The sequence below is a fragment of the Hyphomicrobium sp. MC1 genome, from assembly GCF_000253295.1.
Taxonomy (GTDB): Bacteria; Pseudomonadota; Alphaproteobacteria; order Rhizobiales; family Hyphomicrobiaceae; genus Hyphomicrobium_B.
Genome location: NC_015717.1, coordinates 1,738,422 through 1,754,435, shown reverse-complemented (window position 1 = coordinate 1,754,435; position 16,014 = coordinate 1,738,422). Strand labels below are relative to the sequence as shown.

The 16,014-nt window shown below is 52.5% G+C and carries 12 protein-coding genes; 7 read left to right on the top strand and 5 right to left on the bottom strand.

Annotation, left to right across the window (positions count from 1 at the left end; genetic code table 11):
• Nucleotides 1-181: 181 nt before the first annotated feature.
• The 5 genes from HYPMC_RS08480 (at nucleotide 182) to HYPMC_RS24680 (ending at nucleotide 4,151) form a co-directional block, all read left to right on the top strand.
• The gene (locus tag HYPMC_RS08480) at nucleotides 182-688 is read left to right on the top strand and encodes a hypothetical protein (protein ID WP_013947478.1); all 507 of its coding nucleotides are present in this window, start codon (nucleotides 182-184) and stop codon (nucleotides 686-688) included.
• Between the two features lie 157 nt (nucleotides 689-845).
• Nucleotides 846-1,997, top strand: a complete 1,152-nt coding sequence (locus HYPMC_RS08475) for an RAD52 family DNA repair protein (protein ID WP_013947477.1) — start codon at nucleotides 846-848, stop codon at nucleotides 1,995-1,997.
• Between the two features lie 296 nt (nucleotides 1,998-2,293).
• Complete coding sequence (locus HYPMC_RS08470) at nucleotides 2,294-2,716, top strand: hypothetical protein (protein WP_013947476.1); 423 nt, start codon at nucleotides 2,294-2,296, stop codon at nucleotides 2,714-2,716.
• Between the two features lie 223 nt (nucleotides 2,717-2,939).
• Nucleotides 2,940-3,608, top strand: a complete 669-nt coding sequence (locus HYPMC_RS08465; RefSeq protein WP_013947475.1) for a hypothetical protein — start codon at nucleotides 2,940-2,942, stop codon at nucleotides 3,606-3,608.
• Between the two features lie 348 nt (nucleotides 3,609-3,956).
• Nucleotides 3,957-4,151, top strand: a complete 195-nt coding sequence (locus HYPMC_RS24680) for a hypothetical protein (RefSeq protein WP_244421083.1) — start codon at nucleotides 3,957-3,959, stop codon at nucleotides 4,149-4,151.
• Here the strand turns inward: HYPMC_RS24680 and HYPMC_RS24880 are convergent.
• The 3 genes from HYPMC_RS24880 to HYPMC_RS08440 form a co-directional block, all read right to left on the bottom strand.
• Nucleotides 4,101-4,355, bottom strand: coding sequence for a helix-turn-helix domain-containing protein (locus tag HYPMC_RS24880; protein ID WP_013947473.1), 255 nt, complete (start codon nucleotides 4,353-4,355; stop codon nucleotides 4,101-4,103). The genes HYPMC_RS24680 and HYPMC_RS24880 overlap by 51 nt on opposite strands.
• A 423-nt stretch (nucleotides 4,356-4,778) precedes the next feature.
• Nucleotides 4,779-5,018 (bottom strand): helix-turn-helix domain-containing protein, encoded by a 240-nt coding sequence (locus HYPMC_RS08450; RefSeq protein WP_013947471.1) that lies wholly within the window; start codon nucleotides 5,016-5,018, stop codon nucleotides 4,779-4,781.
• A 746-nt stretch (nucleotides 5,019-5,764) separates the two neighbouring features.
• Nucleotides 5,765-7,408 carry a B12-binding domain-containing radical SAM protein gene (locus tag HYPMC_RS08440; RefSeq protein WP_013947470.1) on the bottom strand — a complete coding sequence of 548 codons (1,644 nt, stop codon included), beginning with the start codon at nucleotides 7,406-7,408 and terminating at the stop codon, nucleotides 5,765-5,767.
• A gap of 661 nt (nucleotides 7,409-8,069) precedes the next feature.
• Between HYPMC_RS08440 and HYPMC_RS08430 the strand changes: the two genes are divergently transcribed.
• Nucleotides 8,070-8,786, top strand: a complete 717-nt coding sequence (locus HYPMC_RS08430; protein WP_013947468.1) for a hypothetical protein — start codon at nucleotides 8,070-8,072, stop codon at nucleotides 8,784-8,786.
• Nucleotides 8,787-9,027: 241 nt separating this feature from the next.
• On the opposite strand, the gene HYPMC_RS08425 is transcribed toward HYPMC_RS08430, so the two are convergent.
• The gene (locus HYPMC_RS08425; RefSeq protein WP_041299914.1) at nucleotides 9,028-9,291 is read right to left on the bottom strand and encodes a hypothetical protein; all 264 of its coding nucleotides are present in this window, start codon (nucleotides 9,289-9,291) and stop codon (nucleotides 9,028-9,030) included.
• A 773-nt stretch (nucleotides 9,292-10,064) separates the two neighbouring features.
• Between HYPMC_RS08425 and HYPMC_RS23665 the strand changes: the two genes are divergently transcribed.
• Nucleotides 10,065-10,913, top strand: a complete 849-nt coding sequence (locus HYPMC_RS23665; protein WP_157135419.1) for a hypothetical protein — start codon at nucleotides 10,065-10,067, stop codon at nucleotides 10,911-10,913.
• Between the two features lie 45 nt (nucleotides 10,914-10,958).
• Here the strand turns inward: HYPMC_RS23665 and HYPMC_RS08410 are convergent, their stop codons facing one another.
• A complete protein-coding gene (locus tag HYPMC_RS08410; RefSeq protein ID WP_013947466.1) occupies nucleotides 10,959-15,479 on the bottom strand; it encodes a glycosyltransferase in 4,521 nt (1,506 codons plus the stop codon).
• Between the last annotated feature and the right edge of the window lie 535 nt (nucleotides 15,480-16,014).

Sequence of the window (16,014 nt, the reverse complement as noted above, 5' to 3'; positions counted from 1 at the left end):
AAAGCTCGGTCGAGAAGAAGTTACGAGGATGAAGAGACTGATGCAGTCTTGCAGGACAACAGACCCGGCACCCCATAGCGAGACACCATAATTTCTACAGTAAATATTCGCTTTTTCAATGACTTAGGCCGCCAAAGCTCTACGATCATCTGCACCCATAACCTTCAAAGAGTGCACAATCGTGAGCAACAAAACTGAAATTGAAACCGACCTGATGGCCACTCTCGCCGGATCCGGCCTGATTGATGTCGCCCAGTCTCTTCGCCAGATCGAGGACGAACATCCCCAGCAACTTCCTCTCGTTGCTAAGCTCCTAGGAATAGAGCGTCGCGACGCTGCTTACATGGCGCGGATAGCTCGCACCTTCAAAGAACTGGAATTGGACGAAGAACGGCTGCTCACACTGGGATGGCCCAAGCTCGTAATCCTGAGCGACTACATCTCTTTCTCAAATAAGGACGAACTGCTCGAGCTTGCGGAACAAATGACGGCAAAAGACCTCGCAAGAAATCTTGCCCTGCAACCCGCTGGCACAAGACCTCTGGTCTTATATTTGTCCGATGAACAGTACAGGCGCCTGGAAAAAGTCGTTTTGGCCCACGGCGCGGTGCGCAGTAGGCGATCTCAATACAGTCTCTCGGGCAAGGAAGAGGCCCTTCTGAGGGCCCTTTCCCCAGAAGCCGACTAGCGGCGCGCGAAGATCCGAGGCGAGTTCGGCACTGCCAATGCAGCGTCGTGTAAAAAGCGAGAGTACAGGCAGCAATATGTTGGTCAGCCGAACAACTGACGATCACACATATCAATGGAAGGTAGGATTAAATAATCTGCGTAGCGAGTAATTCAACATGACATTTAGCGACGAACAAACACGGCTTCTCAAGGCAAAATTGAAACGGCGTCACGTGAAAACACGAGCCATGGACGGCGAACGCCTTTCCTATCTCGAAGGATGGCATGTCATTGCCGAAGCCAATCGTATCTTTGGCTTCGCACAGTGGGATCGCCAGACGCTTGCTCCGCACTGTCACTGGACGCTCCAGCGATCCGGACAAACCGTTTGTCTTTATTCGACTCGCGTCCGCGTCACAGTCAGGAGCGGCGATACCGTGACGATCCGCGATGGTTTTGGAACCGGGCTCGGACGATCAGCGCAGCCGGAAATCGCCCACGATGTGGCGATCAAGTCGGCCGAAACAGATGCGACGAAACGGGCTCTGGCGACTTTCGGCAATGCCTTTGGGCTGGCACTCTACGATCCTGAGCAAACGCACGTCACGAGAAGCAAGAAGCGTTGGCGAAAAGGCACCAAGCCCGAACTCATCGTCGTCAGCCTGAGCGGCAAAGAGTGCAGCTTTACTGATCCACTAGCCTTCAGCCAGGAAGTGCTTCGCCAAGCTGAGGAAGTGGCCACCATAGACGATCTGTATACCTTGTGGGCCCTTAATGCCGCCACGATGAAAGTGCTCGCTGCCGATCCTCATGGAGGCGAGCTTAATCAGAGAATTATTAGCACCCTGAAAGATCGGGCCCGCCGCCTAACGACAGACAAGCTTCAATCGAGTCCGGTCGCCGATGAGAGACATCCAATCTCAGATGGGCGTCCTCCCCGCTCCTTTCTTCTGCCAAAAGAAAAGCGGATCCGCGATCGCCAGCACCTGGCATTTGTGGCAAGCCAGCCTTGTCTGATCTGCGGTCGACGCCCAGCGCAGGCGCATCACTTGCGCTTTGCTCAATCGCGAGCGATGTCACTGAAAGTCTCTGATGAGTTTACGGTGCCGCTTTGCGTTACCCACCACGATCAATTGCACAGAAGCGGCGATGAACCGGCCTATTGGCATAGCCAAGAAATTTCAAATCCGCTGGAACATGCGGCCAAATACTGGGCACTATCGCATCAACAGAACAAGCCGTCGCCCAGTCAAGTTTTCAATCCTGACACGGAAGAAGAGTTCAATGAACCACCGCTCCGAAAACCAGCCACCAAAATCAGGGAATGAGCAGCAGCTTGCATTGGTTCACCCGACCTTGCACCGGCTCGGAGAGCCGCAGTGCGGCGCACGCTTACAACTGCCGCAGTGAACAGAACGGTGATTCTGTCGAACCGCGATCCGTTGCCGGATGAAGCCGGTCGCAGCGAATTGTCTTTGCCTCTCTGTGAAAAAAGCAATGCATGGGAGTTAGATAATTCCCTCAGGATATGAGCATTCAACCGACTATGGCTGCCGCCCCCGGTGGAAGCCGGACAGATCCCGATTAGCGTCGCGATTGAGATAGGGAATCGGACGATGTCGGCTTGCAGAAAGCGCTCACACGCGCTTACGAAAAGAAAATTCTTCGCGACCGAAAGCTTATGGCGGTAAAGCGCCTCATCGATCGCCGCCGCCAGTACGGCAGGCGCTTCCCATCAAAATACCCGAAGCGTCAAACGGCCCTGACCATTCTTGGAACGAACCAATTACCTCAGTTTGTGACGATGCTGCAGAAAGAAATCGCGCCTGGGTCCGCAACTCCCATAAATCGGGGCACTCTGATGGCGGGGAAAGACATTCTGGTGTCGGGGATAGGATTTGGGGAACGGCATGATAGCTTCGTTTTGACGGCATTCGTGGATCTCGTGAACGAAGGACGAGGAGTAACCATCCCCCTTTCGGCGGCGAGGTCAAAGACGCGGTCGAACGGATCGCAAAGTAGCTGGAAGCGGAAGGCCAGAGGCTGAAGACCGGATGCCATCAGGCTACGAGCAATCCCCTACTACGGCGGACGACCGCCGATTGATCCAAGACCGTATAGGGACAGCATTCGCCGCTGTGGGTCTAGGTCTGGCTTGGCTTCTCCATTAACATTGCGCAGCACCAATCCACACGCAAAGATTGTTTACATATTGAGTTTATCGCAATGGCTGTATAGCCTCGGCGCAATCAGCAGTAGCGGGCGCCAGGATGACAGCACATCAATCCAAGCATGTTGTGGCAATGTATGATCCCGTGAGCCCTTACGCATTGGGCATCGCCGGACTCGTCTCGAAGGATAGCGGGCAGCTTGTTATTGCGTCCACAAGCGACCGCTTATCAATTGACAAAAGCCTCTACCGCGGATGCGCGAACGTCTGCTGTCTTAAAGCACCGGGAAATACTCCTCAGACGCAAAGGGAATATTTCAAAAAAATAGGAAAAAGGTTCGGCAGCATTGATGCGCTTATAATTGAAGCGGTACCCTCTCATTCCGCGGCGATTGGAATAGACGAGACCATTCGGACCGCTTTAAAAAAAATACTCGACGCACTGACGGCCATGCTTCCGTTTGCGGCCAGCAAAATCCAAATGATCGTAATAGGTCCTGAATACCTTTTTCCTATCGCACACGCCGTACTGAAAATTTGGCTGCAAATCGAGGGAGCTAGGACCGGGGTGAGCTCGGCGCTTCTCCAACTCACAATGGTCTTCTCCTCAAAGAGTGCTGACGAGCCCGACAATATCGCAACGACATTGATCCAAATCAACGACGCAGTACGAGTCGGTCGCAAAATTGCTCCCGCTCAGAGTTGCGGTTGCGGTGAGATGTCCAAGGGCCGACATCCTCAGCGCGATCTTCAGTTAATCACTTTATGAACGGCGAGGGGAAAGCCCGTGGACGCGCATCGGCTCATCAAGCGCGCCGAGCAGCTTCAACGTGCAGTCAATTCTTCTTTTATGGGCGATAAGTTTTCTGGCGACGGCCAACCGCAACTCGACATCTAAGAATGCATGCTCATGGCTAGAGAAGGCGGCCAATTCCTCGCATATCTCTAGCAGTCTCAAAGGATTACTGGGCAAATGCTATCCTCCCACAAAGGCGTCGCGAACATTCTCTCACGAGTGCGGACAGCGGGGATAAGTTTTTCGCGATTGTCCGGAGCGGGAACGGTTGCCGATATATCGCGTAGCCCTTCTGGAGTTATGTCTGATGAGCCCGTGCCGATGGATGACCGACGCCGCGACGAACGCGAGAAGGCCAATCAACCCCTATTCGACGCATTCGATGCGCTGCTGGAAAGTCTCGCAAATGCGCAAGAGCGCAGCGACGGCGAAATGTACGAGCGGAAGAAAGCGCTTTTGAAAGCGTTAGCGGTTCTCATCGACGACCGCACTCGACGAACGGTCGAGGACCGTTAGAATGTCCGCCATGCTGACATTGAGCTTCTTAGCAATTCGAAACAGCTCTGCCGCACGAAATCTGCGAGCCCCCGCTTCGGAGCTTTTGTACTCGTCAACGGATAACATGGCCGACAGAGCCAGTTCGCTGACTGAAAGATTGTGATTAGTGCGAATATATTTGAGGCGATTGCCCACTAATCGATCGACGTGCGTCGTGTTCATATCATCCCCCATCGTCCAGATTCCGATAAGATAACAATACTTCTGAGGCAAATTTTGGTTGCGTCAGTTCGGAAATAAAATCACAGATGGTCTAGTCGGAACTGGCCAATTGGACTATGCTTAACGGGGAGTGAAATGAGTTTGTCACGAAATTCGTTTTCATGGACCTGAATAGTCAAGTGAATTGAATTTTGGCATGCGCCAATGCGGGGAGTTGAGTGGCGTTATGGGGCAGATAATTGCGCAAAAGGAAAAGGACGAGGTTTTGACGTCGCTCCTTTCAGTTCTCGACACATTAATGAAGGCTCTGGACGTTGCGTGGGAAAAACGCAACCAAATGCAGCGAGATCGGCTTTCTCTATTGATCTCTCAGACTGCGGAGGCAATAGACGCCTTGTCCGTGCGCCATAAATCCTTAGCGCACTAGCGTTCAAGCGCTGAGACGATGTCAGCAAGCCCGACGCCAAGGGCTTGCGAAATGGCAAAAAGCTCAACCGCATTAAACCGGCGCTCGCCCGCTTCGCTTCGCGAATAGTCCGCAAGCGTCATGTCCGCGGCGTTCGCAAGGTCGTCTTGCGTTTTTCCGTTGGATATGCGGATCGCGCGAATGCGATTTCCGATGGCTTGATCGATTTCTATATTTCTTTTGCGTTGATCGATCATTTTTCACACTTACGGCGACAGGAAACCAAGACGCCGCAGATTTCTTTGGGCGTCACGAATTCAGAATAGGACGATCGTCATTGACGTTGCACGTTTGCCCAGCCGCCGCAGGCAAACGAATGTTCGTCGTGAATGAAAGATTATTAGTAGGAAATCTGATGTCAGATACAGGGCATAATTGAAGCACTCAAGGCACAATCTCGGTTTGGCATGCCTTTCCCTGCTTCTTTAGTCTGATCAATGTCACTCTGCCATCGCGAACAACGTTTTCGTGTCGCGTCTCCCTTGGCCTTGAAAGTGGTTCGCAAGCGCCCTTAGAGGATTATGCGGCAAGCGTCCAGGAGTCCTAGGGATATCATCCTGCTAGGGATCGCGGCTTATGTCCGTTTTGTGGCTGCCTTGTGAATCTGGTTCGCGCGTAAGCGCTCAATCTCATGGATCGCCTCGGGGAACGAGATTGCGCAAAGCACGCAGAGCAACAAACTCGTCTTTGATATTTCCGGAAAGAACTTGACGCGCTGAAAGGCGGCTTGTACCCGCTGAAGCGAATCTTTGCTCATGGACCTCTACGATGCGCTGGCCTACCCCGTCCCCACTATTGGGTTAGCAGATGCCGTGATGAGATCTGGCCGAATCTCTCGTCAGCGGTTTCCTTCACGATAGCCCCCGCATCCGATCCACCAAAGAAATCAGACATTCTGGGCGTTAGCATACACGCTCTTTTCGAAGAGCCGATCTCTCAAGGTTCATGCGACGCGATTGATCGCTAAGGGCTGCTGCGGCCCTTGACGCCGCGACCCAGCGCGAGAGAACGAACGTACCGATTCCGGCACCGGCCCACCATCGGACTCTACAAGACTTTTTGTGATCGTCGCATAATGATGATGCATGGCCGTTTTAATCGCATACGTAAACAGGAGCTGCGGCTCGAGCGTTCGCCTCCTAAAGACACGAAGCAATTGTGTTCGATAACGGCGTGCAATAGTGGCATCTTCGACCTGGTGAACCAGACGGACCGCTAGAACGGCGAACATGATGTAATTTTGAACGCAACTCCACAACCAAGCCAAGCGATTGGTTCGCCAATAGGGCAATTGGTGAACCGCAAACTTGAAGCCGCCTTCGACGAACAACTTGTCGAGGCGCTCGAAGTAGGCATTCGCCGAATAGGACTGCTCGGTCACGCGCACCAACCCGTCACGCAGCATGGCCGGCGACATTCCCAATGGAATGACATTGGTGCCAAACGCATCACTGCCGGCATCGTCATTCAACCGGCCTTCCGATTTCAATCGCTCGAAGAGTGGTGTCGTTGGAATCGCGTGAAGGAGTCCAATAAGGGCATTCGCGATGCGCGCGTCCGCCAAAAAGCCGGGCAAAACCTCGAAAGCCTGCGGTTTATCGTTGTCGAACCCGACGATCATTCCGCACCAGACATCTAGCCCATGATCCTGAATGCGTCTGACGCGCTCGACAAGCGTGCCGGCACGCTCGCGGACATTCTGCATTTTTTTTGTCTCTTTCAGCGAAGCTTCATCTGGACTTTCAATACCAATGAAGACGCTTTGGAAACCTGCGCGGCCCATCAGGCACATCAGCTCTTCGTCTTCGGCCAGATCGAGCGAAGCTTCCGTGAAGAGCGTGAGCGCATAGGAATGTGCTTCCTGCCACTCGGCAATCTCGCGCAACATCGGTTTGATGGCCTTTTTATTGCCGATGAGGTTGTCGTCAACAACGAAGACGATCTTAATGCCCGCGCGATAATAGGCATCCAGTTCCGCAAGCACCTGCTCAGCTCCCTTGAGACGAGGCTTGCGCCCGAATGTAACGATGATATCGCAAAACTCGCATGTGAATGGGCAACCACGAGAAATCTGCATACTGCCGAACATGTAGTGCTGCGATTTCAGCAGGTCGAGGCGCGGCAGCGGGAGCGAGGTCATGTCCGTTTTCTCAAGCTGCTCGTAGCGACATGCATGCCGGCCGGATTCCCACTCCTTGATGAATTGCGGCCATGTCACATCCGCCTCGCCGACGAAAATAACATCAGCGAGCTCCTCAAGCTCTTCCGGCTCGACCGTTGCCATGGGTCCACCGACGACTGTGAAGATATTGCGGGTGTTAAGCTCCTCCAGGATCTCGCGAACACGCGCGCCCTGGACGGACATCCCGGTGATGCACACCATGTCCGCTTGTTCCAAACGCTCAAAATCGAGCTCTTCAACGTTCTCGTCAATGATCGTGACTTGATGGTGTCGTGGGACTAGTGCCGCAAGCAGAGGCAGGCACGCAACCGGCAGATTGGCTCGCTTGCCGAGCATCGCCATGCAATGCTCCATGCCCCAAAACGATGTATTGAAGCGCGGATTGACGATGACGATGTCGGCCATAGGTCACCTCGGAAATTGCGCAGCCAGTCGTATTCGTCCTTAAACGCGGTAGGCCAAGGACGGTTGCCCTGTTCTTACTGTGGAGTTAGAAATTTAACTGCGGAACGGTGGCTGCTGCCAGCAAACGCGTGGGCGGGCCACGACCGCAGGGTAGGCTCCTACAAAGTACCTGACGTGGGTGTTGTCAGAGCGGATGTATTCCGCCGGACCATGCCTGACGAGGAGATCGGCAAGGTAGTGGAGGATGTCGCCAGATCTGAGCCATCGAGCAACGACGATCGTCTGGCAGACTTACGCGAATTCGTCGAGCACCACAAGCATGCGGAACCTCCTGCCCTCTTGAGTTTGGCCGCCACGGTGCCGGTTTCAGATAGAAACGCGAACAAATTGCTTTGGGCTGGTTCACAGGGCATTCAATGAGGGACCGCCACCAACCAGTGCCGAGCGCGCGATTGCCATCCGGCTCGAAATCTTATCCAAGACACGCGTGAGCGCCTCGAAGTTAGCTGATGCGTTGATCACTGGTTATCCTCAAGTGATGCTGGGTGTTTATTCGCTTAGCCGCGAAAAGAGGTCTATAAGATAGCAGTTTTTTTTCGGAAGGCGATCATCCTGGCATTCACGTTAAAATTCGAGGAGAAATAGGAGAGACAGCACGGCCATGCGCGCAATCCTGCACATCGGCATTCACAAGACCGGGACAACTTCAATACAGCAGTATCTCCAAGATCACCGGCAGACATTGACGGCCGCCGGCATCTCCTTTTTTCGGGGCCGTCACATCCCTCAAAATCACGTCGAGCTTCACACTTTGTCCATTCGCGACGATCGTTTGACGCCGTTCAAGTTGATGATGGGCCAACCTGTCTCGAAAGCATACCGCGATGCGGTCATCTCAGAAATAAATACATTTAAGGCGGAGGCCGTGACAGATACAATTCTGTTCTCAGCCGAGGGACTTTCATATCTTCGCTTCCCTGACGAATTCCGCCGTCTTCGCGATCTCATCGGGCTCGATGATGTGTCAGTCATTGCATACAAACGTGCTCCCGCTGAATGGCTCGCAAGCTATGCGGCGGAGATGAAAAATATTCCGGCGCCACCGGTTATTGACGATCAGTCCTTTGCGTATGTGGAACCTAATACATGGCTGATCGATTTTGATACCCGTCTGGATCCGTTCCGCCAGGAGTTCGGAGATCTCACGATCATCGATTATGACGAAGTTTCTCGTCGCGACGGTGGCGTTATTCCTTCTTTCCTGAGAGTTTTGGGAATTTGCCATATCGCAGGCAACGACATCGCGAACTATCGATTGAACGCCCGCGCTCAGGCTCGGCCTTCGCCGGAAGTCGAAACCCAAACGGGCAAGACGTAGATCGAGCGATTCAGCGTCCGTCCGGTCGCACACCGTCCGAAATATTCAACCGTTCAAGAGTCGCGCATCGAAACCAAGTGTCTCCTGATGGTTTAAGCCGATTGCTACCGTAGATTGGACCATTCCACGTTCAGTTGGAAATACGGATGTCCAAAATGACAGAACTGCTTAAGCACTTAAGATATTGATGGCGCATTTCGTTACCATTCTGCCTGCCAGATGGCGACAAACCAGCTACGCTTTATAATTCCGGCTCTTCTCTGGACTGGGATCCAGCCGATTGCATAAGAGGGAATTTGCGGCTCATCATAACCCCAGAGAGGAACACGATGAAACAGCACGGGAAACAGCAAGCTCCGCAGAGCGCGGAACAGACCGTCAGAAAATATTTGGCAGCCACCGGCGACAGTTCCTCGGCCGAGGAGAAGATTGCATCGTCCTTGGAAGCCTGCGGGGCGCGGAACTGCATCGCCGAACCCTGCCGCAAGGGTGCATCTTGACTCATCGGAGGGCGCCTCGCGCGCCGTATCGCCAGCAAGCCGCTTCTTGCTGGCTTCAAGGAAGTCCTTCGAGCATCGGGAATAGAGTTTCTGAGCGATGCCCCCAGCCGAGACGCCTAAGCTCGATGAAGTTTGGCCGAGATCACGCTTGAGAACCCCCTACTAAAAAAAGTGATCTGGTATCCCGATTTTGCTTAACTCAAGGTTCCTGGTTGGGCTTCTCTCGACGGTGCTCGACGACTTCTTGCAACGTGGCGTGGAAGCTTTGCTCTTTGATGAGCGCCCCCAACGTCACCCCGACGCTCAATCTCGCCTTGCAGCCTTAGGATTGGACGACGCCGACCCAGAGCAGCCCCACGTCTGCTCTGAGCTTCAACCAGATGGGCCCAAAACTCTCTTAGCTAAAATCCTCTGTTCCAAAACCCTCACGCCGGACAGCTAGCCGACGACGGCCGGGTTCTAACTTATACTTCGGCACAGTGATGATAGGCAGGCCCCGCACTCCCCTTCGGGAGCCCAGTCGGTGGTAATCGGATGCTAAAACCACACCCGATAGCTAATAGTGTCATCTAAGATGTGGATGAAGGGCTTCGAGGCAGTAGACCTGCCCGCAGTAGGCGACGGATATTGATCGTCTCGAGGTTACGCTATCGCCTCAGTTTTTCGCGTACTGAGGAGGCTATGCATTAGCCTAACTTCGTGTCTCGCGGGGAGGATAGCGGAATTGCGAAATCACTTATTGATTGCAGGTACTGGACGAGCTGGAACGAGCTTGCTAGTGCGCATTTTTGATGCCTGTGGCTTCGAGACAGAAATATCAAACAAGCATGGCGCAATATTTTGGGATCCAGATGCAAACGCTGGCCTCGAAAGTCTTCCGCTCTCGGCAGAAAATCAGCCGTACGTACTCAAATCGCCCTGGAGTTACCAGTTTATAGAAGAGATATTGCAGCGCCCAGAAATAAAGCTGGATGCTGTTTTGATCCCGATACGTAACCTTGCTGATGCTACCGCTAGTCGCGTCGTATTGGAATTGCAGCATCGGTATAAACACGGGTCTCCAGATTTATTGTTGGAGACTCCTTGGGCGGATTGGGGCGTTGCACCTGGGGGAATGGTGCATTCCTTGGAACCCCTGGATCAAGCACGAGTTCTCGCGCACTCATTTTATAAATTGATCGAGCCTTTGGCGAGAAACGAGGTTCCAATAAAGTTCCTTGCATTTCCGCGGTTTGTCTCTGAACCTGAATATCTTTATCGTGCACTCGGAGATATCATCCAGACCAAAATCAGTTTGGATGAGTTTCTTGGCCGAGTACAACCGGTGCTTGATAGCAAACTTGTGCGCATAGGGACGGAAGGGGGTGACAAGCTTCATTCGGCTTTCAGCGCGAGTGCCGATTTGCCAGACTTTGCGACACTAGATCGAATGGCGTTGAAACGAGAGGTACAAAGATTGGGCATCAAACTCGCAGAAATGACGCAGATGTGCAAAGGACTGAGCGAAGAGTGCGAAAGGCTAAGAGGGGAATCCAACCTGCGGCGTACCGCAACGAGCACCGCGAGACGTGCCAAGGCCTATGTATCCAATCGAGTATTCTCGAGACTACGACTACGCAGTAGCTAGGTAAGGATTCAGACAACTTCTCGCTCATTGTTGCCAACACGATGCTCAAACATCTTCTTTTGATTCAGCAGTGATATCCCGCTCGATAGCTTCGCACAGAGGCGAGTAAGCGAGTAGTCGCTTCTGATCGGATGCCGTGCGAGCAAGAGCTGCACCCAGCCTATTGAGAGCGAGGGAGCCCCTTAAATTTTTGATCGTCTCCTTCAGCAAATCTCTCTTGAGGAATGCAAATTCCGAAACGACAGTTCGGGCGGCGTGGCATTTGAGAGCTAAAGCTTGCGAACCGGCGTAGGTTCGATCGCGACCGAGCCATTCATCTTCCGAATTTTCCCTTGCCGCAGTATCGCAACAACCAATCACAACCCCTCTTCGGTTGAGCAACCTCCCCGAAACTGCCGCTACATCTTCATGCAATTCAAAGATCTGCATTGCCTCCCAAGCGCCTTCCTCATGGCTCGGTTGGAAACGTTCGTGAAGTAAAACGAAAAGTTCAGAGTTTGACGCCGAGAGCACACGTTCTAAAGTTGCGACTGGTATCCGCCCATCGACATCTAAGTGTACCCGGTGGCGCTCCGATAACGGAAATGAAATTGGGAGCGTCGGATCTGTGCTCTCTGACGAATTCGACGTCGTAAGATAAATTAAGCAGATGGTCTGGGGGTCAGTCTTCACTCGGCGCAAAGAGAGCTGTTCTACCCCACGATTTGCTGGATAATAGTCTACAAAATATCGTTCCGGCTTAACCTGTTTCTTTCGGATGACAGACAAGATCTCGCGTACTGAGTTCAAAGACCCTTCATTCAGATCTCCGCTGTTGCTCGATGACGCCCGATGGTGCCGCCAATGGTAGAGAACATGCGGGATGTGCAGGATCCTTGTCGGATTGGACGCGAAGCGGTGTGCAGTATCCCAGTCGTGGCAATATTCTGCTTTACGGTCGGTATACACTCCCAGCTCCAATGCGCGACGGCGAGAGAATGCGCACAGATGCCAAATCGTCGAATCTGTATCATTTAGAATTGGGTCGAATGACGTACGCCGGATCGGCGAAGTTAGAGTGCCTTCGTAGAGGATGTCTTCGTCTGAATACACAAATTCGGGCTGTTCGACGCCCATAAATGCCGCCCAAGTTATTTCTATAGCATCAACCGTGACAAGATCGTCTGCGTCAATTGGCATGCAATATCTGCCACACGCTTCAACGAGGCATTGGCGCATGCCACCTATGATACCTAGGTTATTTTCCTTTTTCAGGACGCGGACACGCCTATCCTCCGAGAGTTTTTCCAAAAACTCTGCGACGGCCGGTTGAATAGGCCCGTGAGCCAGGAGAATCCACTCACGAAACGGCTGAGTTTGGGTAAGCAAAGTGGCCGCGGTTTTACGCAACAGCTCAGCATCGGTCTTTATATAGACGGTAGTGAGGATCGAAATATCTGCCTGCTCCCGAGACCGCAAGGGGGAAGCAATCGCCTGCCGTGCCATTAGCTCTGCGGCGTGCTTATCCGGATAACTGAGGCTGGGCAATTGGTGCAGGTTTTTTTCTTGCCCCGAGCGTTCTACGCGGCAAGTCGGTTGATATGCTGAGGCCCGGGTTAGCCCTAGTCGCGATGAGAGCAGCGACGTTTCGGGAAGAAGGTCGGCATGAGCCAATTGAAACGCCGCGGTTTCGACAAGAGAAACAGAACCTGGCTTCTTTTGAGACGATGCATGGAAGAATGGAGAGTAGATGCATCGCTTGTTTTGCTTCCGTGCCGCAGCGCCTAGCCACTTAGGTAGCGCTTCCAGAGTCACGCCAGCTCGAGCGAGGTTGGGCAAGCATTCAAGAAGGAAAGATGGCTTGATTACACAGTGTTCGATAGGCACGGCATTAGCGGTGTGCGGCTTAAGGAGCTGCGCAAAATAGCCAGGGTCATTGACGGATCTGCCGATATTGGGCGAACCGCATATCCCATCGAACCCAAAATAGCTATCCGCAGCAGTAATGACCCCATTCAATGAAATGCGGCCCCCAACCATTACTGCATCGGGGAAGAGCTCGAACATAGCCATTGCTTCGTCTGACCAACTGTCGTCCTCGATTTTGCATTCGCAGTCGAGCAAATGCAGCAGTCGCCCTTCCTGTGCCAACGCTGCTGCATGGTCCATTAACGAAGCCAAGTTCGCATTTCCGAGCGCTTTGACTACGTGTCCAACAAAGCTTGATTGTGGGAGTTTGAGCGATTGGCGACCCACTAGTAAGGTAGTGATTGGTTTTGCAACGTCGTTGGTTCTGACGAGGCGCCAGTCGGGCGTTTCGTCAAACAATGGTGAAAAATCGATCTTATATTCAGATTCCAAGCCACGCCCACGAACAAATGTCTCCAAGACGCTTTTCTGCGAGTCATGAATATAGTTTTTGCTCTGAATATTGAGCGCCGTGGATCGCGGATGCATGCGCCACGTGTAGATGATTTCGGGTATATGAACAGGTTCATGACCAGCAAGGAACAATCGAGTGAAGCTATCCCAGTCTGAAGAACCCTCGCAATTACGGTTTGTATAGCACCCTAAGTTGACCGCGACATGTCGGTCGATAGCGCAGACATGCGCAATATAACACGAGTTAATAAATAATACTGGGTCCCAATCGGGTTTGCAGTAAGGGTCCCGATTATGTTCACCAAGTATCTTATCTTCGTCAGAATAAGCTGCGGCGGGATAATTATTGGCTTTCAGAGCAGATGTAATGATCCTAAGGCAATCGGGTGTCAGAAGATCGTCGCTATCTAGTGGCACGACGTAACGGTTCTTCGCTTCTTCCAGCAGTCGGCGAAGTGCTGGCACAATCCCAATGTTTTGCTCCACTCGAATGAGACGAACCGCTTGGTGATTTGCAATTTTCTGCAAGCAATCGAGTGTATCCGTATTTTGCGAGCCATTATCGAGAATGAGCCACTCGAAGCCTAGCCCACAGTCTTGTGCGAACACCGTTTCTGCCAATTCCCGGAGATAGCGAGCGGGAGTATTCCAGACGGGCGTAATTAGACTGAGAAGAGAAGGGTCTGCTTCGGCGTAGAGCGCCGAGCGCTCTTTCAGCATCTCGCGTCGATACATGCCGTAGTCATCAGAGACCCAGCTCCGGAAGCCGGGAAAAATTTTGCTCGCGTCTATCCCTGCTTCCAGCTGAGGCTCGAAATGAGGGGATCCTTGGAGTTGGAGAAGCGCTTGAAACAACGTGGGCGTCACGTGCGCAAAACTCTCGTCCCAAGATTGAGGGAATGCGATCGCCCCGTTCGAGGGTTTGCGTTTGAGAGCGAGTTCAAGGGCATCACAGAGCCCTTCAAGGGTTGGCTCAACAGCTATTATATTTGGGGAGATCTCCTTCAGTCGATTGGCAGTTTTAGAACCAAACGTTGTCGTGACGACCTGACGGCCGCATGACGCCATCTCAAGCGGCGGGTAACTCGGATGAGGAGACATCATAAGAGAGAGCAAGAGATCACTCTCCCTCATTTGTTTGGCGTATCCGGCCAAGCCTTGCCACGGTAAAGGCTCCAGCGTGGCCCCCAGGCCTAGCGGCACTGGGTCAAAGGCTTCGCCCATTCCAAGAAAATCCCATTCGTCGGGGCTCATTAACCCCTTAGTCACGGCCACGCGCAAGGAAGCAACACCGAGTTCAAATAAATTGCGACGAGCCGTGTTGGGCCGCGCGTACATTAACAAGCGTTTTTTTCCGTTCGGTGGCGCTGCACTCTTGTCCGGATGGAAAAGCTGCCGATCGATTGCAGGCTCGAAGGCTATGGCACGCGCCGCGAACTCTCCTTGCGCGAATAAACCAATCCTGTTCTCAATAAGATAGTCACGAAGAAGAGTAGTATTGATCACCGGCAGGTGATCGAGTCCGTATGTTTCTGACGCCAGCGCTTGTTCAGTAGATGCCTGGTGCAGAAGCGGTTCGTAGTCCTGAATAAGATAGACAAATTTTTTGTGTCGAAGATGCAGAACGGCATATTTCGCCGCCTGCGCGGTCCACCAAGCAGTAGCAAGGAAGATATCGTTGAAGCCAATCGTGACGGGTTGATTGGGTGTCGTCGCATCGACAAGCTCTATGTTATAGGATCGTGGGTCATGACCATGTAAAAGCGCAGCATGTTTCCAGAAAAGTTCGGCATCCGAATCAATTGGCGCTTGTGTTGAGATCAGTCGAATTTTTGCGCCAGCGCGGGCCAACTGACAGGCAAGAATTATGGCTGTATTGGGGCCTCCGGAAAGATTCTTTCTGGCGAGGCCTGGGACTAAGACGTTCAATGCAGGTTGGCTTGCCAGTGTTTCATCCAAGATGAAGCGAAGAAGCGTTACCCACGGCAGAAGACCGGCGGCACTCTCTTCAGGTAGTCCCGAGGGAAATTCTGATGATCGAGTTAAGGGACCTGCTATGGGACAACCGTGGTTTTCCAACCAAGCCCCGCCGCGCGTACATTTAAAGCGATATCGCTTGCGTTTTTGAGAATTAAATGGATGACGCCAAAGGGCCCGCAATTTTAGCATTAATCGCGGCCGATCTTGAAACTCTCGTGCAGACATCTATCGGCAACCCTCGTCATCCGTTGCAAGCAAAAATATGACACACATCAAAACTTGCTAGCTGGCTCGAGCTTCCTCACCATGAGCAAGAGATCCCACCTCTGAGCGTATGTTTTTTTTTGAAGGCTGCAATTGTCAGCCTGTAAACAGCAAACCGCTCCCACGTCAGCATTCAAACTCAAACTTTATTTGAAAGGTTGAGATGTCGACTACATTATATGGCAACACCTTGAAGAATGGCTTCAACTGCAATCTTCGTGTGCCTTCTGAAACGCCGACAATTGTTCAAAATGCAAATCGCAATCAGCCACCCTGTTCTTGATACGGAGCCCTATTGACTACCAGATACACTGAAATATTCCCATCCTACTGTCGAACTCCAGTGCCATACAATCAGATTTGTTCATGACTATCCGGCTTCGTCGATCTCGCAGGGCTGCGACACAACCTTCTGCATTTTGTCTGTCTAGATCTATCGCAAAGAGAGTATCGCCAGAACCAATCGTATCGACAGCCCAAAGAGTTTCTCGAAGTC

Excerpts from the sequence above, each read along its gene's own strand:
- HYPMC_RS08475 (WP_013947477.1), top strand. The coding sequence starts at position 846 with ATGACATTTAGCGACGAACAAACACGGCTTCTCAAGGCAAAATTGAAA.
- HYPMC_RS08465 (WP_013947475.1), top strand. The coding sequence starts at position 2,940 with ATGACAGCACATCAATCCAAGCATGTTGTGGCAATGTATGATCCCGTG.
- HYPMC_RS24680 (WP_244421083.1), top strand. The coding sequence starts at position 3,957 with ATGGATGACCGACGCCGCGACGAACGCGAGAAGGCCAATCAACCCCTA.
- HYPMC_RS24880 (WP_013947473.1), bottom strand. The coding sequence starts at position 4,355 with ATGAACACGACGCACGTCGATCGATTAGTGGGCAATCGCCTCAAATAT.
- HYPMC_RS08450 (WP_013947471.1), bottom strand. The coding sequence starts at position 5,018 with ATGATCGATCAACGCAAAAGAAATATAGAAATCGATCAAGCCATCGGA.
- HYPMC_RS08440 (WP_013947470.1), bottom strand. The coding sequence starts at position 7,408 with ATGGCCGACATCGTCATCGTCAATCCGCGCTTCAATACATCGTTTTGG.
- HYPMC_RS08430 (WP_013947468.1), top strand. The coding sequence starts at position 8,070 with ATGCGCGCAATCCTGCACATCGGCATTCACAAGACCGGGACAACTTCA.
- HYPMC_RS08425 (WP_041299914.1), bottom strand. The coding sequence starts at position 9,291 with ATGAGTCAAGATGCACCCTTGCGGCAGGGTTCGGCGATGCAGTTCCGC.
- HYPMC_RS08410 (WP_013947466.1), bottom strand. The coding sequence starts at position 15,479 with ATGTCTGCACGAGAGTTTCAAGATCGGCCGCGATTAATGCTAAAATTG.